23 protein-coding genes are annotated in these 24,939 nt (G+C 38.8%); 13 read left to right on the forward strand and 10 right to left on the reverse strand.

The features are described 5' to 3' along the window. Position 1 precedes the first annotated feature (1 nt). The 6 genes from kynU to H4J54_RS01680 are packed head-to-tail and all read right to left on the reverse strand — an operon-like array spanning position 2 to position 5,553. On the reverse strand, positions 2-1,285 hold the full coding sequence (gene kynU / locus H4J54_RS01655) for a kynureninase (protein ID WP_182189083.1): 1,284 nt from the start codon (positions 1,283-1,285) through the stop codon (positions 2-4). Between the two features lie 3 nt (positions 1,286-1,288). Then, positions 1,289-2,050 (reverse strand): 2-keto-4-pentenoate hydratase, encoded by a 762-nt coding sequence (locus tag H4J54_RS01660; RefSeq protein ID WP_182189084.1) that lies wholly within the window; start codon positions 2,048-2,050, stop codon positions 1,289-1,291. Between the two features lie 17 nt (positions 2,051-2,067). Beyond that, complete coding sequence (locus H4J54_RS01665) at positions 2,068-3,069, reverse strand: amidohydrolase family protein (RefSeq protein WP_182189085.1); 1,002 nt, start codon at positions 3,067-3,069, stop codon at positions 2,068-2,070. Beyond that, positions 3,066-3,620 (reverse strand): 3-hydroxyanthranilate 3,4-dioxygenase, encoded by a 555-nt coding sequence (locus tag H4J54_RS01670; RefSeq protein WP_182189086.1) that lies wholly within the window; start codon positions 3,618-3,620, stop codon positions 3,066-3,068. Before H4J54_RS01670 ends, H4J54_RS01665 begins: the two co-directional genes overlap by 4 nt. Beyond that, positions 3,613-4,095, reverse strand: coding sequence for a RidA family protein (locus tag H4J54_RS01675; RefSeq protein WP_259367104.1), 483 nt, complete (start codon positions 4,093-4,095; stop codon positions 3,613-3,615). The genes H4J54_RS01670 and H4J54_RS01675 overlap by 8 nt, the downstream gene beginning before the upstream one ends. After that, positions 4,096-5,553 carry a 2-hydroxymuconic semialdehyde dehydrogenase gene (locus H4J54_RS01680; protein ID WP_182189087.1) on the reverse strand — a complete coding sequence of 486 codons (1,458 nt, stop codon included), beginning with the start codon at positions 5,551-5,553 and terminating at the stop codon, positions 4,096-4,098. It lies immediately after the preceding gene. A gap of 459 nt (positions 5,554-6,012) precedes the next feature. Between H4J54_RS01680 and H4J54_RS01685 the strand changes: the two genes are divergently transcribed. Continuing rightward, complete coding sequence (locus tag H4J54_RS01685) at positions 6,013-7,362, forward strand: sodium-dependent transporter (RefSeq protein ID WP_182189088.1); 1,350 nt, start codon at positions 6,013-6,015, stop codon at positions 7,360-7,362. A 726-nt stretch (positions 7,363-8,088) separates the two neighbouring features. On the opposite strand, the gene H4J54_RS01690 is transcribed toward H4J54_RS01685, so the two are convergent. From H4J54_RS01690 to pedF, 4 genes are all read right to left on the reverse strand, one after another. Beyond that, positions 8,089-9,450, reverse strand: coding sequence for a DUF3422 family protein (locus H4J54_RS01690; RefSeq protein WP_182189089.1), 1,362 nt, complete (start codon positions 9,448-9,450; stop codon positions 8,089-8,091). 293 nt (positions 9,451-9,743) lie between these two features. Then, positions 9,744-11,504 (reverse strand): PQQ-dependent methanol/ethanol family dehydrogenase, encoded by a 1,761-nt coding sequence (locus H4J54_RS01695; RefSeq protein ID WP_182189191.1) that lies wholly within the window; start codon positions 11,502-11,504, stop codon positions 9,744-9,746. A gap of 180 nt (positions 11,505-11,684) precedes the next feature. Beyond that, positions 11,685-12,575: a substrate-binding periplasmic protein gene (locus tag H4J54_RS01700; protein ID WP_404851884.1), complete on the reverse strand. Its 891-nt coding sequence runs from the start codon at positions 12,573-12,575 to the stop codon at positions 11,685-11,687. Further along, a complete protein-coding gene (pedF, locus tag H4J54_RS01705; protein WP_182189090.1) occupies positions 12,562-13,005 on the reverse strand; it encodes a cytochrome c-550 PedF in 444 nt (147 codons plus the stop codon). Before pedF ends, H4J54_RS01700 begins: the two co-directional genes overlap by 14 nt. Before the next feature lie 268 nt (positions 13,006-13,273). Between pedF and H4J54_RS01710 the strand changes: the two genes are divergently transcribed. From H4J54_RS01710 to H4J54_RS01765, 12 genes are all read left to right on the forward strand, one after another. Then, positions 13,274-14,467: an ABC transporter substrate-binding protein gene (locus tag H4J54_RS01710; RefSeq protein ID WP_182189091.1), complete on the forward strand. Its 1,194-nt coding sequence runs from the start codon at positions 13,274-13,276 to the stop codon at positions 14,465-14,467. A gap of 77 nt (positions 14,468-14,544) precedes the next feature. After that, positions 14,545-15,522 carry a YVTN family beta-propeller repeat protein gene (locus H4J54_RS01715; RefSeq protein ID WP_182189092.1) on the forward strand — a complete coding sequence of 326 codons (978 nt, stop codon included), beginning with the start codon at positions 14,545-14,547 and terminating at the stop codon, positions 15,520-15,522. A 12-nt stretch (positions 15,523-15,534) separates the two neighbouring features. Next, positions 15,535-16,263 carry an ABC transporter ATP-binding protein gene (locus H4J54_RS01720; RefSeq protein WP_182189093.1) on the forward strand — a complete coding sequence of 243 codons (729 nt, stop codon included), beginning with the start codon at positions 15,535-15,537 and terminating at the stop codon, positions 16,261-16,263. Continuing rightward, a complete protein-coding gene (locus tag H4J54_RS01725; protein WP_182189094.1) occupies positions 16,260-17,048 on the forward strand; it encodes an ABC transporter permease in 789 nt (262 codons plus the stop codon). The genes H4J54_RS01720 and H4J54_RS01725 overlap by 4 nt, the downstream gene beginning before the upstream one ends. Before the next feature lie 24 nt (positions 17,049-17,072). Continuing rightward, entirely contained in the window at positions 17,073-18,092 is a 1,020-nt protein-coding gene (gene pip / locus H4J54_RS01730; protein ID WP_182189095.1) for a prolyl aminopeptidase, read from the forward strand. Positions 18,093-18,284: 192 nt separating this feature from the next. Further along, positions 18,285-18,356, forward strand: a complete 72-nt coding sequence (gene pqqA / locus H4J54_RS01735) for a pyrroloquinoline quinone precursor peptide PqqA (RefSeq protein ID WP_081154332.1) — start codon at positions 18,285-18,287, stop codon at positions 18,354-18,356. A 118-nt stretch (positions 18,357-18,474) separates the two neighbouring features. Further along, a complete protein-coding gene (gene pqqB, locus H4J54_RS01740) occupies positions 18,475-19,392 on the forward strand; it encodes a pyrroloquinoline quinone biosynthesis protein PqqB (protein WP_182189096.1) in 918 nt (305 codons plus the stop codon). A 24-nt stretch (positions 19,393-19,416) separates the two neighbouring features. After that, positions 19,417-20,184: a pyrroloquinoline-quinone synthase PqqC gene (gene pqqC, locus H4J54_RS01745; RefSeq protein WP_182189097.1), complete on the forward strand. Its 768-nt coding sequence runs from the start codon at positions 19,417-19,419 to the stop codon at positions 20,182-20,184. After that, positions 20,181-20,477, forward strand: a complete 297-nt coding sequence (gene pqqD / locus H4J54_RS01750) for a pyrroloquinoline quinone biosynthesis peptide chaperone PqqD (RefSeq protein WP_310650142.1) — start codon at positions 20,181-20,183, stop codon at positions 20,475-20,477. The genes pqqC and pqqD overlap by 4 nt, the downstream gene beginning before the upstream one ends. Further along, positions 20,470-21,660 (forward strand): pyrroloquinoline quinone biosynthesis protein PqqE, encoded by a 1,191-nt coding sequence (gene pqqE, locus H4J54_RS01755; RefSeq protein ID WP_182189098.1) that lies wholly within the window; start codon positions 20,470-20,472, stop codon positions 21,658-21,660. Before pqqD ends, pqqE begins: the two co-directional genes overlap by 8 nt. Positions 21,661-21,691: 31 nt before the next feature. Next, complete coding sequence (locus H4J54_RS01760; protein ID WP_182189099.1) at positions 21,692-23,212, forward strand: insulinase family protein; 1,521 nt, start codon at positions 21,692-21,694, stop codon at positions 23,210-23,212. A gap of 148 nt (positions 23,213-23,360) precedes the next feature. Beyond that, positions 23,361-24,881 carry an aldehyde dehydrogenase family protein gene (locus H4J54_RS01765; RefSeq protein ID WP_182189100.1) on the forward strand — a complete coding sequence of 507 codons (1,521 nt, stop codon included), beginning with the start codon at positions 23,361-23,363 and terminating at the stop codon, positions 24,879-24,881. Positions 24,882-24,939 lie beyond the last annotated feature (58 nt).

The following is a 24,939-nucleotide window of genomic DNA, read 5'->3' on the forward strand; positions in this document are numbered from 1 at the left end:
GTTATCTCCATTCAGACAGTAAGCTATGTAAGGTATTACCAAATTGATATACATCTTCAAAACTATTGTATAAGGGTGCAGGGGCAACTCTGATCACATCAGGTGAACGAAAATCACTAATAACACCCGCTTTAGTCAATTTATCAAAGAAGGTTTTATCTGTTCCAATCAATTTGATAGAAAGTTGTGCGCCACGTTTTTTCGGGCCTGTCGGTGTAATTATCTCTAGTTGAAAATTAGGGTATTTACTTACCACATCGTTAAAAATAAACTCTAGGTAGCTTGTGAGTTTTACGCTTTTAGCACGTAAATTATGGATACCTGCTTCATCAAAAATATCTAAGGACGCTTTTAGTATTGCCATTCCCATGACGGGTGCATTACTTATTTGCCAACCTTCAGCACCTTGCATTGGATCAAACGTATTTTCCATTAAAAAGCGACGTTCTTTATTGTGACCCCACCATCCACCAAATCGGTTAATAGAGGTATCGTTACCATGGCGTTCATTAACAAATAGCCCTGCCACATTACCCGCACTTGAGTTGATATATTTGTAAGTACACCAAGCCGCAAAATCTACATTCCATTTATGCAACTCTAATGGAACATTACCCGCAGCATGGGCCAAATCAAAACCCGCCAATGCACCATGCTCGTGGGCTGCTTGGGTCAATTTTTCCATATCAAAAAGTTGGCCTGTAAAGTAATTCATCCCGCCAAAAAAGACTAACGCTAATTCGTCGCTGTGTTCTTCAATGGCTGCAATAATGTCATCTTCACGTATTAAGTATTCACCTTCACGCGGTGATACTTCAATAATGGCTTCATCAGGATCAAGACCATGATGTCTTGCTTGAGTTTCTAGTAAGTAACGATCTGATGGAAACATTTTCGCTTCACTAATAATTTTGAAACGTTTAGCTGTTGGCTTATAAAATGAAACAAATAATAAGTGTAAGTTGTTGGTTAATGACCCCATACAAACAACTTCAGACTCTTTAGCGCCGACTAAACGAGCTGAAGCTGGCGTTAGTATTTCGTGGTAACTTACCCAAGGATTTTCTGCTTCAAAGTGACCTTCTACGCCCCATTTTGCCCATTCATCAAGCTCTTTATTGATATATTCACGTGCACTTTTTGGCTGTAAACCAAGTGAATTACCGGTAAAATAGAGTACTTGTTTACCATCGATCACCGGATGATGAAACTTATCGCGATAAGCCGCCAATGGATCCTCTGCATCTTGTTTTTTAGCATAAGCTAATGAATTTTCGTGTGTCATAAATTAACCCTTGGTCTTAAATTGACAGCGACCTAAGTTGATAACATTGGCCGATATAGTTTGATTAGGCTCTAATGCCACGGCAGCTGTCGCGGCCCCTGCTAGAATAATTTGTCCGGCTTTAAGCTCTTCACCTGCCGCGCCAATACAACGAGCGGCTTCAACCAATGAATTAATCGGGTGGTCTAAAATATCATTACTTGAACCACTTGCAACAAGCTTATTATTAACCGTTAAATGCATAGCCAAGCCATTGAGGTTACTGTCTTTAGACTGCCATTGACCAATAACAAAACCACTGCTTGAGCTGTTATCTGCGACGACATCTTCAAGTGAAAACTTAAAGTTTTGATAACGAGAATCAATAATTTCTATGGCGGGTGCAATAGCCTCTACCGCGGCAAGTGCTTCTGCTTTAGTTACTTTTCCTGACAAGGGCTTATTGAGTAAAAAAGCAATTTCAGGCTCCGCTCTTGGGTGAACATATTTTGTTAGATCAATTTCTTGATCCTCTTCTATTTGCATGGCGTCAGTAAGGCGGCCCCAGATAAGATCATCCACGCCCATTTGTAGCATTTTAGCTCGGCTAGTAAAGCCCATTTTATAACCCACCAGTTTTTCACCACGGTCAAGTCGCCGCTCAATACTGAGTTTTTGAATTTCGTAAGCTTCAGGTAAAGTAATCTTTTTAGTGAGTGATATTTGTTCAACACTGGCAGCAGAAGCGGCCGCTTGATCTAAAGTGTGTGCAATGTCATTTAACATAGTTAGTAATCCCAGCTTTATGTCAGGTTAAAGAAAGACTCAGCATTACTCGCGAGTAATTTTTGCTTGTCTTCATTCGATAAGGTTGGAGCCGTTTTGATCAATTGCCCCATTTGTTGTTCGCCTAATGGAAACGGATAATCGGTACCAAACATAAGACGATCTGTTGTCATTTTTTTCACTAACAACTCAAGCGCGTCATGGTCAAATACCGCGGTATCAAGATAAAATCGGTCAAGATAATGGCTAGGCGGATACTTTGATTTTCCTCGGGCAATATCACGGTGATGCCAAGCATTCTCTAAACGCCCCAGTAAAAAAGCGAATGAACCGCCACCATGAGCAAAACATATTTTTAGTTTGCTACTGACTCTGTCAAAACCGCCACCGAGTATCATAGAGACAATGGAAAGCTGAGTTTCGGCCGGCATTCCAACGGTCCAGCCCATCATATAATCTTTAGTACGCTCACTGGCCATCATGTCCCATGGGTGAACAAATATGGCGATATCTTCGTTTGCACAATACTCAAGAAAAGCGAGTACAGTGTCATCGTCCATGTTTTTTAAACCAACATGGTTACCTATTTGAATACCAACGTGGCCGGTTGCTTTAGCGCGTGATGCTTCTTTACATGAGGCATCAAGATCTTGTAATGGTACTTGTGCCAATGAAAACAAACGTTGCGGATTTATCTGACATATCTCACGCGCCGCATCATTAAACAATTGCGCGCAGTACAAGGCTTGTTCAACAGGACGCTCATAACCAAACAGAATAGGCGTAGCAGAAATTATTTGCTTTTGAACGCCATCACTATCCATTTCTTCAAGCCGTTTATTTCCGTCCCAACAAGCTGAATAGATGGGTCTAAATTCTTTACTGCCTTGCATTAACATCGCACTACCACTGTCATCGCTGCTATGACGCAACCATGGCCAGTCATCGCCGCCAAAACGTTCAGCCAAACTTGGCCATTGCTTTGGAAAAAAGTGCGAGTGAATATCAATTACATTCATGATTTTTCTTCCAGGGTTACCCAAGCTTTCGGTGGCTCTTTTCCGGGGTGGAGTTCACCACAGTTACCACAAGTACGTGCTGCTATATCTTGATAGAAGGCTTTATAAAGCGGTGGTAAGTCTTTAACAATTGAGACAAGCTGTACTTCAACTCTATGCACTAGCGCGTCACAGCTAAAACAATACCATTCGAATGCGTCTTTAACGCCAGCCGCTCTTGCCGGCTCAACCACCAAACCAATACTGCCTTCCATAGGACGTTGAGGAGAATGACGCACATGAGGTGGTAAAAAAAATATATCGCCTTCACGAATAAATACATCGCGATGTTCGCCGTCTTCAATCACTTTAAGCACCATGTCGCCTTTAAGTTGGTAAAAAAACTCTTCAACAGGGTCATCGTGAAAGTCAGTACGTTGATTGGGTCCACCGACAACAGTCACCATCATGTCAGTGTCAGTCCATATTTGGACATTGCCAACGGGTGGCTTAAGTAAATGTTTATGCTCTTCTATCCAGTGTTGAAAATTAAACGCAGCCAATTTACTCATGGGAGGCTTCCTCTGTTTTTTCAGGTGTTTGGTTAATCACCGCACTAGTCGATAGCGGTTTATAAGCAACCCCTTTACATTCGATTAATAAATGTGGATGTGGCAATTGATGCACCGCGACGGTAGTACGCGTTGGGCCATCAAAATCAAAAAATTCTGAATAAACCTTGTTGTACTCACGAAAGTCATTCATGTTCACAAGGAAGGTAGAAATTTCAACAAGGTCGTCTAACGAAGCATCCATTGATGCCAAAATATCGGCTATATTTTCTATCACCGCACGCGTTTGGCTGGCAATACATAAGTTTGTACTGCCCATTTCGTCTACTTCAACTCCGGCAAAACTATTATCTGGTAATCGTGAACTTGTCCCTGATATATAAATAAAATCGCCCGCACGCTTAACGTGCGGAAATGTACCTCTAGGTTTAGCTTTACCACTGACCACTTTACTTTGATTTGACTGACTCATCATTTACCCTTCAATATTAATGCAGATATTGCTTGGTTCGCTATAGAAAGCTAAAGAATGCAAACCACCTTCTCGCCCAACACCCGAAAGTTTAGTACCACCAAAAGGCGCTCTAAGGTCGCGTAAAAACCAGGTATTTACCCAGACTAAACCAACGTCAATTTGTGGAGCGACCCGATGCGCCCGAGATAAGTTTTCTGTCCATAAAGAAGCCGCTAGCCCATAGGGTGTATCGTTAACACGCTTGATGACTTCAGCTTCGTCATCAAAGGGAGAAACGTGACATACTGGCCCGAAGATCTCTTCTTGATTAATACGTGCATGGTCATCAAGGCCAGTAAGAATAGTCGGTTCGATATAACAACCGTTATCACGCTTATCACCAAACTTAGGTACACCGCCACCTTGTTCAACCTTAGCCCCCTCTTCACGGGCAAGCTGGTAATAAGAAAGTACTTTTTGTTGATGTACTTTGGATACCAAAGGCCCCATAAATACCGCTTCATCGGTTGGGTAACCAATCTTGATATTGGCAGCATGGTGTTTAAGTTTGCGAACAAACTCGTCAAAAATTGATCTGTGTACATAAACTTTTTCTGTACATAAACACACTTGACCGCAATTGGTAAACGTTGAGCGTGCCACACCTGCAACCGCCTTATCAATGTCTACATCACTAAAGACAACAGCGGAGTTTTTACCGCCTAATTCAAACGAAATCGGCTTCACGGTTTGTGCTGCAGATGCCATGATTCGCTGCCCTGTCGCAGATGCCCCCGTAAAAGTGATGGCATCAATTCCTTTATGGCTAGTAATAGCATCCCCGACAGCATGGCCACGTCCTAAAATCAAATTAAACGCACCTTTAGGAATACCCACGTCATCCATCACTTGTGCCAGTAAAAATGCTGTAGAAGACGTTTCTTCAGAGGGCTTAAAAACGATACTATTTCCACAAGCCATTGCCGGTGCAATTTTCCATGTTGCCAACAATAAAGGCAGGTTCCACGGAGAAATAATAGCCACTACACCCAGTGGTTTATTAACACTATAGTTTAATGCTTTTGTGCCTTGCGCTGTGTCGGTAATAAAACTTTCATTCGCGGGATATTTGACTAAATCGGCAAAGAAGCGAAAATTAGCGGTACCTCTTGGTATATCAATGGTCTTCACTTGAAATAGTGACTTGCCTGTATCGGCTATTTCAGCGTCTATAAAATCTTGCTCTCTTTCCTGCATTACGTCAGCAACTTTATTAAGCAACACACAACGTTCATTGACAGTGAGCTGCGCCCATTGACTTTCTTTTGCAGCGGCTACGGCATCGTCAATCATCTGATGATTTGCTTCAGATATTACCGAGATCACACTACCGTCTACGGGGTTTATGTTGTCAAAGTAACATTCGCTATCGACAAACTTACCCTTGATATATGACATGAGCTTGCTTGGAACTGACATAATTTAATCCTATATCCCATGTATGCTATTTCTAAATCAGTTAACTCAACTAGATCAGCTAAAACAACAAGTGTTAATACTTGTTCATCATCTTAGTCACCTTTAATAAATAACTATAATTTTATTAATTTAGCATTTGCATTCAAAATATGAATGATTAATTCAGAGAAATTACCACGAACAGAAGAATCACTAAGGTCTAGCGGGATTAAGGCTTTTTTTTTATCAATTCAAAAAATCGACCAAATTGCAGTTTATAGCAGTAAAAAATTTTATTAGGGCTAGGAAAGTATTCATTTTTAAGTATCCTAATCATAGCTAGTGTACTAGGCCTATCAGCTAATTTATCACTGATACTTTAAGTCACCCGAACTTAAATAGGTCTATAAAACAAAGTATTATGATTATTTTATCGTCATGCTTCACGTTTCAATTTAAGTCATTATTAAGGTTTATTCTATGAGTGCTCGTGGACAGTTTTCATCAAGATTGGGATTTATCATGGCAGCGGCAGGTGCCGCGGTAGGATTAGGAAACATCTGGGGATTTCCCACCCAAGTTGCCACCAATGGAGGCGGCGCGTTTGTCCTCGTGTATTTACTGCTCACACTGACTTTAGCCTACCCCATTTTAATGGCCGAACTCACTATAGGTCGATACGCGCAAGCCAATATGGTTGACGCCATGCAAAAGATTTCTGATAGCCAAACAGGTAAAAAGATCGGCAAAGCCACTGGCTGGTGGGGTTTATGCACCGTCAGTCTTATTCTCAGTTTTTATTCTATCGTTGCTGGCTGGATGATCGCTTATTTTTTACAAGCTTTAACCTTGATCATTGGTTGGCATGAGTTTTCTAATTGGTTGGTCACTTTTTCAATAGAACGTAATATTATCTTTTGTACCATATTCTCACTGTTAACCATTAATATTGTTCGTCATGGTGTTAGCGAAGGCATTGAAAAATGGTCCAGCCGGCTAATGCCCGTTTTATTCATTTTAATCGTCTCCATGATTATTTATATTTCCACGCTTGAAGGTGCAGCTGAAGGCTGGCGTGTTTATTTAATACCGGATTTTTCAAAAATACTCCAGCCAGAGCTGTTAGTAAGCGCAATGGGCCAAGCCTTCTTTTCTTTATCGTTAGGTGTGGGGTGCATGCTGATCTACGGCTCCTACATTAGCAAAAAAGAAAACCTTGTTTCACTGGGACTTTCAGTGGCCTTAGTCGACAGCGGCATTGCCATTCTAGCGGGCATGTTAATCATTCCTGCCATGTATGTTGCTTTACATAATGGCGTCACTATTTTTGATTCACAAGGTGCGCTCATTGACGGTGATCAGTTAATCTTTACTGTGATTCCGGCATTGTTTAGTAGTATGGGGCCAGTAGGCAATATCATTTCAGCGGTTTTCTTTTTATTGATGAGTATTGCCGCGTTAACCTCATCAATATCAATGCTCGAAGTACCCGTTGCTTATTCGCTTGAAAGCAACCAAGGTTCAAGACAAAAAAGAACAGTCGTTATTGGTTTAATGATATTACTGATTAGTATCGTGCTAATATTTTTCTTTGAGGTACTCTTTAGCTTTATCGTGAGTTTTACTACTCAATATAGCCAACCACTCATCAGTTTAATTACCTGTCTATTCATTGGTTGGGTATGGCATAGAAACAAAATATTAGAAGAATTAAAACAAGGTAATGAGTTATTAGAATCAACTTTTTTTTGGCGTATATGGCCCTACTATGTGAAATTGATCTGCCCTATTATTATCATGGTAATGTTCATTCAAACCATTCGAGCTTAAGGTGTAATGACTGAATAAACCTTGGCACTTCTTCTTGATTTTCTTTCGTGTTCCAAGTGAGAACGCACGTATATTGTTCAACACATACTGGTAAAAAAATGAGCCCTAGTTAATAAAGCAGAGTACCTTGGTTGAAATGTAAAGCAAGACGATATTTTTTGGCCATAGGTAGTTCACTACATGCGTCAAAGAAAAGATCAAAATCGCTGGCTAGGTAGCGGTTTAGATCCTCGAACCCAATTACGCTCAGTACACATTAGCAGAGTTTTTCTAATATACGTGATGAGCTAGGCCTATTTGATGATATTGAAAAATGCACAGACCGCCCTAGTTTTCACGATATTAGATCCTTATCTATACAGCTCCAAGAGAGTAATGTTTTTGATGCTCAAAAGCGTGCCGCCCACTTAGACAGAGTTTTTTAGTACCAGTAAAAATGTAATTGAGTTCTCAGGCATTTGAATATTCATCAGAATTTTTATTGGCTCAAGTCTTAGCATTTTGTTAACTAATTTGGCCATTGAAAAAATGGTATAATTCGCATAATTGTTCAACATAGTGAAAGTTGTAATGCGGATCAAAATAATCCAAGACATAACATGTCATCATGATACTTGTTCAACTAGAGAATAGTACTAGGCTGTATTGATATTACTGGACTTCCGATACTTCGCTCAGCAACAGCTGGTTGGCCAAACATCTATAGTAATCAAACTTATTTTATGGTTATTTATCGGTTTTTTCATCAAGGTTTTTCATCAAATCTTTATGCACAAAACGAGTACCAACAAAGACCAAAAAAATAACAATAGGTACTGAAAAACCACTAACCAAATCGTGATTATATGCAACGCCTAAAGAAGGTAAAGAACTTAGCATGGTTTCAAATAACTGCATACCATAGTAACTAATAGCGGCAACAGATAAGCCTTCAACCGTTTGTTGCAAGCGCATTTGTATACGAGCACGACGATTCATTGATTTGAGTAATTTTTGATTTTGCTCTTGCAGTACCATATCAACTCGTGTGCGGAGTAAATCACTAGCACGGGTAACTCGCCTAGAAATATCTTCTAAATGATTGGCCGCTGTTTGACAGGTTTTAACCGCTGGAGTAATTCTACGCATTAGAAATTCTTGTAGAGTCATATACCCTGAAATTTCGTCTTCTTTTAATTCTTCTATACGTTGTAAAAACACGTCGTAATAGGCATTAGTTGCCGAAAATCGGTAGGTACTTTGGCTACGAAAATCCTCAACTTTGGCTGCTATTATGGATACTTGGGTCAGTAATTCACGGTCATTTTTCTCTGTGCCGAAGGCGATGCAAGTGGTTACTTCTTGAAGCTGTAAATCCAGTTGATTGAGTTCGCTATTAATAGCTTGTGCTAATGGTAGCCCCAAGGTGGCCATTAATCTGTAGGTATCAAGTTGTAACAGTTGTTGTACTAATCGTCCTAACTGTTCAGACGATAGGTCTTGCTGATAAATCAAAAAACGAGCAAAACCATCCTCATGTAATTTAAACGAGCTCCATACCTTAGCCTTTGAGTTTACTGGCGCACTGGCAATTAACAGCATGTTATCAAAAAATCTCTCTACTTTATGTTCATTTGAAACCTTAATATCTTCAGGTTCAATCACTAGATGTACAGCAGAAATTACTTCGCCTGGCATATGTTCAAACCAACCACTTGGCACATAATCGATAGCATTTTTGATAAAAGGCTGGTCAGTTAATGGCGCTTGATGAATAAAAGTATAGGTAGAGTACTCTAAATGTCTTTCCCAGCGTAAATTGAACAAACCAAAGTCTTGATAAAAACAAGGCATAGGTTCTGCGGGACAACTGATTTGAAAGCGATTACATAGCAGAGAAATAAATGCATACTCTTGCTGTTTTAGTTCACCTTGATGCTGGATAACAATATGCGTAAGTTGCGAAGGGTTTGAGATTGACTGAAAAGGACGACTGTGTAATTCATTATAGAGCCTTTCTCTTAACGGGTGAATCACCATTTCACTTAACAAGGGTATAGAGGATCCTGTGTTGTTTGATGTTTTATTACCTATTGATTTTTTTAACAAAATAATACACCTATCACTTATATTTTTGTAGCTTTTATCTAGCCCTTATTTAAGAGTAAAGGGTATGTTGGTCGGACTTTTAATTTACTTTGTCGTCATAGTGATGACATTGATGTGAATATATGTATGTTTGAATGGTTGGTTTTTTCAATGAAATTTCTATTATAAAAGCACACTATAATCAAAATAAATTTTCCAATTATAGTGTGCTTGTATAGCTAACGTAAGCTTCACATTAGCTATGCAACTTAGAGCAATAGTAACTGTTTAGGTTTACTAGAAATAAATGTTTATTATTTAGGTAACTTAAATGTCCAAACACTACCACCTTGGTTTAAGTGTTTAATACGTTTAGCTACATCACCACCCCATAGAGGAACAGCGCCACCCCAGCCAGATAGTACTGAAATATATTGCTCACCATCCATTTCCCAAGTAATGGGAGAACCAACGATACCAGAGCCAGTGTTGAACTTATATTCAACATCACCGGTTTTAGCATTCAGGCCTAACAAGTAGCCTTCAGGGTTACCGGTAAATACTAAGTTACCTGCAGTCGCTAACACACCAGCCCATAACGGTGAGTAGTTTTTGAAACGCCAAACTTCTTTACCCGTTTTAGGATCCATCGCTCTTAAGACACCAATGTAATCTTCATTGATTGCTTTAATAGTAAAACCCGCACCTAAATAAGCTGAGCCTTTTTTATAGGCTGTTGGTTCATTCCAAATATCCATAGACCATTCATTTGATGGTACATAGAATAATTCAGTGTCTTTACTGTAAGCAACTGGCATCCAGTTTTTAGCGCCTAAGAAGGCAGGTGTAGACTCAACAGAGCTACCTTTTTTACCATCTTTAGAATCAGCCGGGTTACTGGGTCTGTTGCTATCAATGTAAAGAGGACGACCATTTTTATCTAGACCTGAAGCCCAAGAAATTTTATCTACAAATGGGAAGCCTCTAATGAAATCACCATTTTCGCGGTTAAGTACATACATGAAGCCATTACGGTCAGCAGTAGCCGCCGCTTTTATTGTTTTTCCATTTTGCTTGTAGTCAAAAGAAACTAATTCGTTTACACCATCAAAATCCCAACCATCATGCGGAGTAGTTTGGAAATGCCAAACAATTTTGCCGGTATCAGGATCAATCGCTAAACGAGATGATGAGAAAAGGTTATCACCTGGGCGTAAATGTGAGTTCCAAGGTGCAGGGTTACCCGTACCAAAAAACAGTAAATCTGTATCAACATCGTAAGTACCACCTAACCATGGCGCAGCACCACCTGATTTCCATAAGTCACCTGGCCAAGTTTTTCCGGCTTCACCGCCAGAAATACCATTTTCCATTTTCTTGCCATCTTTCCAAATATACCCCATATGGCCTTCAACAGTAGGACGTTCCCATACAAGTTTACCGTTTTTAGCATCATACGCTCTTACTTTACCGACAACACCAAACTCACCACCAGCAACACCCGTAATAACATTGCCTTTAACGACAATTGGCGCAGCTGTGATTGAATAGCCGGCTTTATAATCTTCTACTGTCTTTTTCCAAACAACATTACCGGAATCTTTATCCAACGCAACTAGCTTAGCGTCTAGCGTACCAAAAATAACTAAGTCACCGTATAAAGCAACACCACGGTTTATTACGTCACAACATGGCATTATGCCATCAGGTAACCTTGCATCATATTGCCAAAGTTCATCGCCTGTTCTGGCATCAATAGCATAAACACGAGAATAAGAGCCAGTAATATACATCACGCCATCTTTGATCATGGGTTGTGATTCTTGCCCGCGTTGTTTTTCACCACCAAGCGAAAAAGCCCAAACAGGTCGCATTTCTTTAACAGTTTCAGTATTGATTTTTTTCAACGGACTGTAACGTTGTCCTTTAAGGCCTAGGCCGTAAGAAACAACATCATCCGTTGTCATTTGGTCATTTAGAATGTCTTTATCGGTCACATTAGCATTTGCCATGCCTGTTAGCGCTAATGAGACTATCATCGATAATGACAATGCTTTGGTTTTATTTTTAGTCATTTTAATCATTGTTTTTCCCTCATGAAATTTAATATACAATTTGCTTATAATGCTATTTATACGTTGATATAACTTGCTAAATATATTTGAATTATGCAGGTTGAATTAATCATAAAATGTTGCTTTAGTATTAACTACTGAACCGCAGTATGAATTTGCCTCATCACTTAGGATGACTACTTATTCAGCAGCTTTATACAAATTGGGTATTTTGTAGATAACATGATATTTAGCGAATATTTTCTCTATTTCACCTGTATTTATCATGCTTTCAACGATATCAGCTACCATATAACCTAACTGTCTATAATCATTTTTAACCGCCATACCGATATCCCATTGTTGCTGTCCCATCATAGGAAAAGCATTTTTAGCAAGTGGATAGTTTGTTTTAGAAAGCTCACTTTGATAGTGACTAATCTGGCTGGTAAGTCCCATTACGGCATCAACTTTACTTTCGGTCATGGCACTAATGGCTTCGCTAATCGTTGGGAATTGTTTAGCTCGATCTCTCATGCGACCTTGAAAGGCAGAAGTGAGATAAAACTGAGGAATTGAATCAACTTCAACACCAACATCATGATATTGAAACACAGCAATGGTTTCGACTGATTCAATTTTTTTACTATTAAAGATAACTTTCCAAGATTCAGTATGAAAAGGTGCAAACATATGAACATGCTGATGAACTAGCTCGCCAATATCATCACGTAATAAAGAATAATCTCTATCATATGGTACTCTTAACATCAAATCAGCGACTGTGCGGTTAAGAAAGTGCCCTTTCCAGAGATTGTTGCGCAGATCGTCATCAACCGTCTCATCGGCAGTCATCCAACGGAGCTTAAGTTTAACACCGAGTTTTTTTGCGATGGCGTGTGCTAAATCAATATCTATGCCCTTTTCTTCACCATTCTCTAGATAAGAAAAAGGTTGAAAATCACGATAGACTGCAACAATAATTTCATTTTTTTCAATGATATCATCATAAGAACGCGAAAAAGCTGTTGCACAAAGAAACCAGCAACAGCTTAAGACGAGAAAAAGTAAACGTGAGTTACTCTTCATCATTTCTCACAGACTCTAACCAAGTTCGAACAGCCCAAAGTGCTTCTTGAGATAAATGTTCAGTCATTTTTGGCATATAGACAGCGCCGTTGCGTACCGCACCATTTTGTACACGATAGCCATACCATTCATCACCATCATAATCAGTTGGTAGAATACGAAGGTCAGGTGCTATACCTCCAGAAATGCCACCTAAGCCATGACAACGAGCACAATTTTGATTATAGGCAGATGCACCAATGCTAAGTACACTTTTACGCACATCACCTGTTACTTCACGATAAGGGTTTCTTTCTAGCCACTCTTCCCCTAATTGAGGTAGTTCAGATGTGTCTATTGATTGCGGCGTTACCGGTCCATGACCTGATACTCCATACGAAAAAAGGGATACACAGGCTATCAAGCATGTACGCTTAAAGTTTAACTTAATCATTTTTAAAACCTCTTAGTTCATTTTTAAATTGTATAAAACTAGTCTAGCGAATCGTTTGTTATTTCCGAACTGTACTTTAGATATGTTCCCCTCATCCTTTAGTATGATTTTAATCAACCTCTACTATAAAAAATACAGATAAATACTTAATAAACAGATGGTTAATGTTTTATTTGCTATAAATATTGCACCTATAAATCAGTTCATTACTACTATATGATGATAAATAATAAGACGTTATGACTTCTATAGCTGAGATTAAATTACCATGCTAAAAAAAAATTCATCTAAAAAACCAACACGACTAATAGGCATTATCTATTTTGCTTTTTTAGTTAGCTTTAGTGCTTTTTCAACGCCTTTATCTATTGATATTACTTATCTCAAGCTAGAAAAACAGCACGCGCCAGCTTTATCAAATGTGATAAAAATGGCACCTGACAGTGGTTATCAAGGGGTAAGGTTAGCAATAGAAGATTCAAATACTACGGGAAAGTTTTTACAGCAGCATTTTTCCCTGAGATCTTTTGAGTTTACAAAACAGCAAAACTTACTTAAACGTTTAAAAGAAGAATTCAGTCTTGGAAAAGCTATTTTCATACTTGATGCGCCATTACCTGTGTTGAATGAAATCAACGTGTGGGCACAAAATAAAAAAATTTTATTGTTCAATATAAGTGAATTTTCAAATAAATTACGTAATGGCCAATGTTTAAATAAAATTTTACATACTGCCCCAAGTAATGCCATGAAGTCTGATGCCCTTGCCCAATGGTTACTTTATCGACGATTAACTCAAGTATTGCTAATTCGTGGCGAAAAACCGGCTGATATTGCTTTAGCTAACTCATTTAAACGCTCTGCTAAGCGCTACGGCCTGAAAGTAATTTCAGAGAAAACATGGAGTTTTAATACCGATCTCAGACGAAGCGCCCAACAGGAAATACCACTTTTCACCCAAACATCAAAAGAATATGATGTTGTCTATGTTGCCGACCAAACTAAAGATTTTGCCGAGTACATTCCTTTCAATACTTACCTACCCAGACCCGTTGTTGGCTCTGCAGGTCTTGAAGCATTGTCTTGGCATAAAGTTATAGAGCAATGGGGAGCTGCGCAATTACAAACGCGCTTTAAAAAATTAACGAGTCGGTATATGAATGAAATTGACTTTACTGGCTACCTTGCAGTTCGATCCGTTGCCCAAGCCGTTCATAAAATCAACTCTGCATCAGTTACAGAGCTAGCAGCTTACATTAAATCTGCTGACTTTAAATTGGCGGCCTATAAAGGACGCAAGCTAAGTTTTCGCACTTGGAATGGACAGCTAAGAATGCCAATGGCATTAATTCAGCCTCATGCTTTGGTGTCTCAATCTCCTCAAGCGGGAATTTTACACCCTAGAACTGAATTAGACACCTTAGGTTTTGATCAAGAGGAATCTCACTGCAATGCCAATTAACGATTCAAATATGCACAGTCAAATACTCATATTAAAAGCATCTATTTTAAAAAAACCTCACTTTTAAAAGGTATATTATGAAAATTAAATTTTTACTTGGTTTATTGTTTATTAGCCAAATTTCATGTGTAACAGCGGCTGAATTTGCTTATGTTACCAACGAAAAAGACGATAATATTTCAGTGATAGACCTTCAAAAACAACAAGTGATTAAAAAAATATCGGTAGGCCGAAGGCCAAGAGGTATTATTTTTAATCATGACCAATCGCTTGCTTACATCTGTGCCAGTGATTCTGACCGTATTCAAATACTCGACTTAAATACAGAAGCGATTGTTGGCGAATTACCTTCAGGTGAAGACCCTGAAACCATCGCGCTTCACCCCAATGGTAAAACTATTTATACCTCAAATGAAGACGATGCTATTTTAACGGTAATTGATATTGCTTCTAGCCTAGTGATTGCTCAAATTGAGGTTGGTGTTGAACCAGAAGGTTTGGCGGTAAGCCCTGATGGCAGCCTGGTTGTTGTTACCTCAGAAACAACTAACATGGTGCACTGGATAGACACTAAAACCAATAAAATTATTGCTAATACCTTAGTGGGGGCAAGGCCTAGATCAGCACAGTTCACTCGAGATAATCAACATTTATGGGTAAGCTCTGAAATAGGTGGCGCTGTCGTTGTTATTGATGTAGCTAGTAAAAAAATCATCAAAGAATTTAATTTTAAAATTCGTGGCATTCACCGAGATAGAGTACAACCTGTCGGCATAGAATTAAGTCGTGATGGCCATTATGCGTTTGTTGCTTTAGGGCCAGCAAACCATGTCGCTGTTATTAATAGAGAAAGCATGGAGATTGAAAACTATTTATTAGTGGGCCGCCGAGTTTGGCAATTAGCGCTCAATCAAGATCAAAGCCAACTGCTTACTACCAATGGTATTAGTGGTGATGTATCTATTATTGATGTCAATAAAATGAAAGTAACAAAATCAATAAAAGTAGGTCGTTACCCTTGGGGTGTGGCTATCAAACACATTAACGATAAGTGAGGAAATAATATAATGGGCATAGTGACCAACAATTTATCTTTCGCTTATGGCAATAAAAAAGCACTGAACAATGTAAATCTAACATTAAGTAACGGTTTTAACGTGTTATTAGGTCCCAATGGCGCAGGTAAAAGTACCTTGTTTTCATTATTAACAGGGCTGACTCAAACCGTACATGGCACAATTAAGATTAACGAAAATAATTTAAGTGATCATAAATCAAAGATAATGTCTGAAATGGGCGTTGTTTTTCAACAAAGCACCTTAGACCTAGATTTATCAGTAAAACAAAACCTACTTTATTACGCTTCTTTGCATGGTATAGCACCGAAAAAAGCACTGATAAATATTGAACTCATTTTATCTCAATTAAGTTTAACTGAGCGTTTACACGATAAAGTAAGAACCTTAAATGGTGGACATAGACGACGGGTAGAAATTGCACGCGCACTCATTCATCAACCTAAAGTGTTATTACTTGACGAAGCCACCGTTGGCTTAGATGTTGATAGCCGTTTATTAATTATTTCTTACGTTCGCAATTTATGCGCCCAACGTGAAATTTGTGTGTTGTGGACAACACACTTAATGGATGAAGTAGAGCCGAGCGATCAACTTATTGTTATCAACAAAGGTGAAATTCAAGCGCAAGCTCAAAGTAGTCAATTGTGTGAACAATATAATGTCGATGATATTTACCAATTGTATTTTGCTTTAACCAAAAATACGGAGGCAGTATGACCTTAAACCACTATTTTTATTGCTGCTTAGGTATTGTTAAACGTGAAATATCACGTTTTTTTCAACAACGTTCGCGCTTATTTAGCGCCTTGGTTCGGCCCCTGTTATGGCTAATTGTGTTTGCCGCTGGTTTTAGGGCTGCATTGGGTGTTTCTATCATGGAACCCTATGGCACCTATATTACCTATCAAGAATATATCATTCCTGGCTTATGCTGCATGATAGTACTATTCAATGGCATGCAAAGCTCACTATCAATGGTGTATGATCGCGAGATGGGCAGTATGAAAGTATTGTTAATGAGTCCGTTACCTATGCCTTTTTTATTGTGCTGTAAACTGATTGCCATTGCCCTTTTATCCTTAATGCAAGTGTATGTTTTTTTACTTTGTGCACAACTAGTTGATGTTGATATATCGATTTTAGGTTACTTAACGGCAGCACCCGCTGTTTTTATGATTGCTTTTTTTCTCGGTGCTTTAGGTTTACTGTTATCGAGTTTAATAAAACAGTTAGAAAACTTTGCCGGGGTGATGAACTTTGTTATTTTCCCCATGTTCTTTCTTTCTAGTGCGTTATATCCCTTGTGGAAAATGCAAGAAGCCAGCATTTGGATATACTGGCTATGTCAGTACAATCCTTTTACTTATTGTGTTGAATTATTGCGCTTCGCACTGTTTGGGCAACTTAATTTGACCGCTTTTGCCGTAGTACTAGGCGCCACGTTAATAACAGCCGTATTAGCACTGATCAGCTTTAGTCCTAAATTTAGTCAAAAAAGATAAGCTGAAAATAACAGGTATAAGTAAATGTTATCACTCTACCCGGCCATTGAGCCTTTTAATCATTATCATCTAACCGTCACTAATGATGTGCTAACTGACGCAATAACAGCTGAAGACTCAACGCAAGCTCATCACCTTTATATAGAGCAATGCGGAAATCCTTTAGGAATTCCGGTGGTGTTTTTGCATGGTGGGCCAGGCTCTGGATGTCGACCATCACATCGCTGTTTTTTTGATCCTCAGCTTTATCATATTATTTTATTTGATCAACGAGGCTGTGGACGGTCTCGACCTTATGGGTCATTAACACAAAATACCACTGCGAATCTTATTCAAGATATGGAGGCCATACGACAGCATATTGGTATTACAAAATGGTTAGTTTTTGGTGGCTCTTGGGGAGCCACACTCGCTTTATATTATGCCCATCACTTTGCTGAGCAAGTATCCGGCTTAATATTACGCGGAGTGTTTCTTGCTCGTAAAGAAGATATTGATTGGGTTTACAGCGAAAATGGCGCAGCGAAAATTTATCCTGAGGCGTGGCATAACTTAGTTAACCATTTACCTTTATCACAACAAGCGCAACCGCTATCAGCAATTTATCAACAACTCACCAGTGATGACACTAAGGTATCAGACGCTATTTTTAATAAATTGCAACACTGGGAAGCTAGTCTTATCTATTGGCAAAAATCATTAAGCGTTGAAGAAAGTTCAATGGAAAAATCAATAAATGAAGACGATAAGTCCCCTGCCATTATTCAGCTGTATTATTCAATAAATGAATGTTTTATTGCCCAAAAGCCTTTGCTTGAACTTATCGATAATATTCGACACATCCCAACAAAAATTATTCATGGGCGCCATGATATGGTCTGCCCACTTCAACAAGCATGGCTATTAAAACAACACTGGCCTGAAGCTGAATTTTCAATCATTGAAATGGCGGGACATGTTGCCAATGAACCAAAAATTATTAACGCTTTAGTTAAGGCAACTAACCACTTTGCAAAACGTACATATGTAAAGCCTGTGCTTTAATTCATAATTGAATGGTTTTTTTGCCTAATCACCAATCACACCACCTAGCACCTAATAACTCACAACTTATTCATGCCTACGCCCCATCCTTTTCCATCTAAAGTAGGATGTTTTATTAAATGAAAATTAAATATAGTAAAAGGGTACTAAATAAAAAATAAATTAATATTATTAACCAGCGAGGAATAAATTATGTGGATTAAGCCTAACTTTGAAGAAATGCGTTTAGGATTTGAAGTAACTCTTTACATCAGTAATCGTTAATTAAAAAAATTAATAAGAATAAATTACCTCAGTGATAGCCAATGCTTAAATACTGAGGTAATTAGTTTATCACTAGGCAATTTTTTATTTCCCCCTTTGTCTTGATTTCGAGGCACATATGAAAATTTTAGTTCTAGGCTCAGCTGCAGGCGGTGGATTTCCACAATGGAATTGTCACTGCGCAAACTGTAAAGGCTTACGTGACGGTACAATTAAAGCAACCGCACGCACTCAATCGTCTATTGCCGTCAGCCCTAATGGCAAAGATTGGGTATTGATCAATGCATCTCCCGATATTCGTGAACAAATAAATAAATCTCCACAACTTTGGCCTGAGCAAGGTAGTCGTGGTACTAACATTCGTGCAGCCATTTTAACTGACAGCCAAATAGATCATACCACTGGGCTAGTAACCCTGCGTGAAGGCCTGCCACTTGATGTGTATTGCAGTGATGTTGTCTATGAAGATTTAACAACGGCTTACCCATTATTTAACTTGCTAGAACATTGGCATGGCGGTCTAAATTTCACCAAAATAGATACCGAACAACGACAAGCCTTTGATGTAAAGGGTGTTGACGGGTTAGCCTTCGTGCCTGTTATTATCGAATCAAATGCTCCGCCTTATTCACGCTATCGCGATAAAGTGGTGGATGGTAATAATATTGGTTTAAAAATTATTGATAAAAGTACCGGTAAATATTTATTTTATTTGCCGGGTATTGTTCAAAGCACGCCAGAAGTTGAACGCATATTATCCGAAGCAAGCTGCGTCCTCATTGACGGTACGTTATGGCTAGACGATGAAATGATTGCCCAAGGTGTGGGGACTAAATTAGGCTCTGAGATGGGGCATATGCCTGTCAATGGTGACTTTGGTACGGTTGCTCTATTGAATAAATTTACAATAGATCGAAAAATCCTTATCCACATTAATAATACTAACCCCATTTTAAATGAAGAATCTCCTGAGCATCAGTTTGTTTTAGACAATGATGTTGAAATTGCCACCGATGGCATGGAAATCACGATTTAACCTCACTTTAAAGGATCCACTTTTATGCAAGCTTGGACCAAAGAACAGTTTGAACATAAACTTAGAGACAAAGGTCAGCTATACCATATTCACCACCCTTTCCATATTGCTATGCATAAAGGAGAGTGTAGCGAAGAAGAAATTAGAGGTTGGGTTGCTAATCGATTTTATTATCAAGTAAATATACCGATTAAAGATGCCGCAATTATGGCAAATTGTCGTGACATAGAAACGAGACGCTTATGGATCCAGCGTATTCTAGATCACGATGGCAATGCCGGTGAAAAAACCTTAGGTGGTATCGAAGCTTGGTTACGTTTAGGCGAAGCGGTTGGCCTAGACAGACAAGATTTATTGGATGAAAAATTTGTACTTCCCGGTGTACGTTTTGCAGTAGACGCTTATGTAAATTTTGCACGCAAAGCTAGCTGGCAAGAAGCAGCCTGTTCATCATTAACTGAAATGTTTGCGCCTGAAATACATCAAAGCCGCCTTAATAGTTGGCCACAAAATTATCCCTGGATAAAACCTGAAGGGTTAGAATATTTTCAAATGCGTTTGTCGCAAGCCCGTCGTGATGTAAATCATGGTTTGCAAATAACCTTAGATCATTTTACTAGCCGCGAAGCACAAGAAGATGCCTTAAATATTTTACAATTTAAACTGGACATTTTATGGAGTATGTTAGATTCAATGACCTTGGCTTATCAACAAAATAGAGCGCCTTATCAAGTGATACTTGGTCAAGAAACCCTTAGTAACCCTATTTATCATAAAGGACTATTTAAGTGACTACACCTATAATACCCTCAAAAATAAGCCCGACAATGACCCCATCACTTAATGCGATGTTCCGCTTTCAGTGGGAAAAAGCGCAAGACTGCTTTGTGTTATTATTTCCGGAGGGCATGGTTAAACTCAATGGCGGTGCTGGCGAAATTATGCAGCTTATTGATAGCGAGAAAAACGTACAACAGATTACTGACGCATTGCACGTTAAGTTCCCAGATGCCGGAGACTTAACCACAGATGTAAATGAGTTTATCACCACAGCAATTGAAAAAAAGTGGCTTTATTATGACTAATCAACCCATAACTGACATCTCAAAGCAAGATTCAACTACCATTTCCGCTGGCATAGTTGGCCCGCCACTTTGGCTACTTGCAGAGCTAACTTATGATTGTCCTCTGCATTGCCCATATTGCTCAAATCCAACGAATTTAAGCGAAACAAAAAATGAGTTAAGCACAGAGCAATGGTGTCAGGTATTTAGCGAAGCAAGAGACCTTGGCGCGGTACAGCTCGGTTTTTCTGGTGGTGAGCCTTTACTACGAAAAGATTTAGAAGCACTGGTCAAACATTCTAGAGATTTAGGTTTTTATACCAATTTAATTACTTCGGGTATCGGTTTAACCGAAAAACGTATAGCTAAGCTCAAAGAAGCCGGCTTAGATCATATCCAAATAAGTTTTCAAGGGGCTGATCCTGAGTTAAATGATGCGATTGCAGGTCGCGGTAATGCCTACCAACAAAAATTTAATATGGCTAAATCGGTTAAAGCGCAAGGTTACCCTATGGTGCTTAACTTTGTTTTATCCAAACAAAACCTTGACCAAATTGCTGATATTATGCGCTTAAGTTGTGAGCTAGAAGCTGACTATGTCGAGTTAGCAACAGCCCAATATTATGGCTGGGCGTATGAAAACCGTGACCATTTATTACCGACGCGAGAACAGCTAATTGAAGCTGAACGTATTGTTAATGAATTTAGAGATGAGCAACAAGGCAAAGGGCCGCATTTTATTTTTGTCACGCCTGATTATTTTGAAACGCGTCCCAAAGCGTGTATGAATGGCTGGGGATCAACCTTTTTAACTGTTACACCTGATGGCTCAGCTTTACCTTGTCATAGTGCAAAAATGCTGCCACTCACTTTTCCTAATGTTAGAGACAAATCTATTGCCGATATATGGCTGCAAGACTTTTCTTTTGATTATTTTCGCGGCGATGATTGGATGCCACAACCCTGTAAAGGTTGTGATGAAAAAGAAAAAGACTTTGGCGGTTGTCGTTGTCAAGCCTTTATGATGACTGGCGACATGCATAAAACTGATCCCGTCTGTAGTAAATCTGAAGATCACCATTTAATTCAACAGGCGATAGCCAATGCAACTACCCCATCAAAACCAATAGTAAAGCGTGTTAACCAGAAGGCAATGAAACATGCTAAAGACACCAGGTTAAACATTGCACGTATGAAAGTATGATCTTGGCTTTAGCAATGAAAAAAATGACCAAATGATAGAAGCTATTTATCGCCATAAAAATGGTTTGAAACATATTAATATACTCAATAATGATGGCTTTAGCGCACTTTTTGTTGTTAATACGCCCATTTTTGATAATAGTGGTGTTGCTCATGCCGTTGAACATATGGTTTTTCGTCGTAGCACGGCTTTTCCCAAAGCAGAAACTTTATTTCAACTGACATCACTAACCGATGCTAAAATTAATGCATCAACATTGGCAAAAACCACTTATTTTCATTGCCAAAGCCAGTGCTCTCATACCTTTATGTTGGCGATTGATTACTTATTAAACGGCTTATTTAATCCTATTTTCGATGCTGAGGATTTACACTGTGAACTTCATGATGGTAATGACAGAGGTGTGATTTATCAGGAGTTGATCGGCGCAGAACAAGCAAATAAAGAAAGCCCTGAAAGCCGCGTTCAAAATAACAATCTAGATAATAATCAAAATGATTTTTGCTACGGCGGCACTAGCGCAACCATTGGTAAATTATCACTTAAGGACTTAACGACTTTTCATCAACGCCTTTACCAAGCAACTAAAATCATCTTAGTTACCGCTAATGCTGATAGTGAACAAATAGCAAATTTAATTGCTTTATTACCTAAGCCGGCTAATCAATCAAAGCAATCTAAACAGACAAAAGTAGCGTTAGATAAAAACAGAAAACAGTCAAAAAATAATGTCCAAGAAAATGCACAGGGTAATGAAAGTAACGCGCATCATCAAAAAAAATATTCCCCAGCAATCAATACGCTGATTACAAGCTATCATCTATGGTTGCAAGATCCCTATTACCAAGAAATTGATGACTACGGTGAAATTCAAAGCACTAACACCCAGTTTAAAACCAACACAGAGTCGTTACCCACACAGCCTAGTAGCAACTTAATATCACCATTGATCACCTTATCTAATACGCTAATAAAAGACGTTAGTAACGATCTAGCGATTGATGTGGGTAAAAAATGTATTGATATAAAACAATCAGCAAATAAAACATCACTACCTAACTTGTTCACCAAACTATACCAGCAAGCTAAAAAACAATTAACTATAAATGAGCTCATAAATGAGTCAAGCTTTCAGAGAAATCAAGTCTGTGTAAGTGATCAACGTAATGCCTTATGGCTAACGGATATTGCCGCTACTGAAAAAATACTCGCCACAATTACCAGCTACATTATTAGTGCATACCCCATTTTTTTAGCGCCTCGCTGTCAAGGCCTTTGCTACGCAACGCAAGCATTAACAATTGAAAAATCAGCTTATTTCGTTATATATAGTGCTTTTGATGTTAACCCCAACACTCGATTAAAAGCAATACCGCTTTGTTTATTAACATTAAGCCAAGATAAAAATTTTATAAGTATGAGTTTAGCCCTAGTTAAAATTAAATATTGCCAAGCGTACCACCTTGATAATAGCCAACTCATTAACATTACTTCTAGTGCCATATCTGCCTATCTACAAGTGCTAGCTAACAGCTCCCATCCTAAAGTATGAGTTTTTTTATGCCAAGGGAGCATAGTTTAACTTGCCAATAAGACCCTATTATATCCATAGACAAACATTGTTTAATTAATGACGCGATAATAATACAAGCCCCCCAAAACAAATAAAATTCTGGTGGGCCTAACATCTGAGGTGAATTATGATCTATGCAAATCCCGGAAGCGAAAATTCTGTAGTTACATTTAAATCAAGATATGAAAATTTTATCGGCGGTCAATGGGTTGCTCCGGTAAAAGGGAATTATTTTACCAACACAACTCCTGTGACAGGTGAAGTCATTTGTGAAATTCCACGTTCAAGTGCTGAAGATATTGAATTAGCACTTGATGCGGCTCATGCAGCAAAAGTGGCATGGGGGAAAACCTCAGTGCAAGAACGTTCAAACATCTTATTAAAAATTGCCGACCGTATTGAAGAAAACCTTGAATTAATAGCGGTAGCTGAAACATGGGATAATGGTAAACCAGTACGTGAAACATTGAATGCTGACATCCCGTTAGCCGCTGATCATTATCGCTATTATGCGGGTTGTATCCGTGCTCAAGAAGGTACTCTTTCACAGATAGATGACGATACGGTTGCTTATCATTTCCATGAGCCTATCGGTGTTGTTGGTCAAATAATTCCCTGGAACTTTCCTATGCTAATGGCGGCATGGAAATTAGCTCCAGCACTTGCCGCGGGTAACTGTATTATTCTTAAACCTGCAGAGCAAACCCCTGCAAGTATTCTGATATTTATGGAGTTGATTGCTGACTTGTTACCTGATGGTGTATTAAACATTGTTAATGGTTACGGTAAAGAAGCCGGTGAAGCACTAGCCACTAGTACCCGTATTGGTAAAATTGCTTTTACCGGTTCAACACCTGTTGGCCAGCATATATTAAAATGTGCGGCTGAAAATTTAATTCCTTCGACTGTCGAGCTTGGCGGTAAATCACCAAACATATTTTTTAGTGATATTACTCAATTTGAAGATGATTACCTTGATAAATGTGCTGAAGGTTTTGCTTTAGGTTTCTTTAACCAAGGTGAAGTATGTACCTGTCCTTCTCGTGCTCTAGTACAAGAAGATATTTTTGATGAGTTCATGGAAAAAGTACTTGAGAAAACCAAAAATATTGTTCGCGGTAATCCGCTTGATGTTAATACTATGGTTGGCGCACAAGCTTCTAAAGAACAATATGAAAAAATCCAAGGTTACCTACAAATTGGTAAAGATGAAGGTGCCGTTGTACTTTCTGGTGGTGCTGCTGAAAATTTAGACGGTCCACTAGGTAGTGGTTACTACATCCAACCAACTATTTTAAAAGGTAATAACTCAATGAGAGTTTTCCAAGAAGAAATTTTTGGTCCGGTAATCTCTGTTACTACCTTTAAAGATGCTGAAGAAGCGTTAGCAATAGCTAATGATAGTGCCTTTGGTTTAGGTGCTGGTGTTTGGACACGTGATGCTAACCTTGCTCACCGTATGGGTCGTGGTATTGAGTCTGGTCGTGTATGGACTAACTGTTACCATTTATACCCTGCTCATGCTGCATTTGGTGGTTATAAGAAATCAGGTATTGGCCGCGAAACACATAAAATGATGCTTGATCATTACCAACAAACTAAAAACTTATTAGTGAGTTATAGCACGAGCCCATTAGGTTTCTTTTAAATAGTAAAATAGCCCTTCACTTCCTCTAGAAGGGCTTTAACTCATAAGCTTTGGAGTC

It is taken from the genome of Colwellia sp. MB3u-8 (genome assembly GCF_014076985.1).
Classification (GTDB): Bacteria; Pseudomonadota; Gammaproteobacteria; order Enterobacterales; family Alteromonadaceae; genus Cognaticolwellia.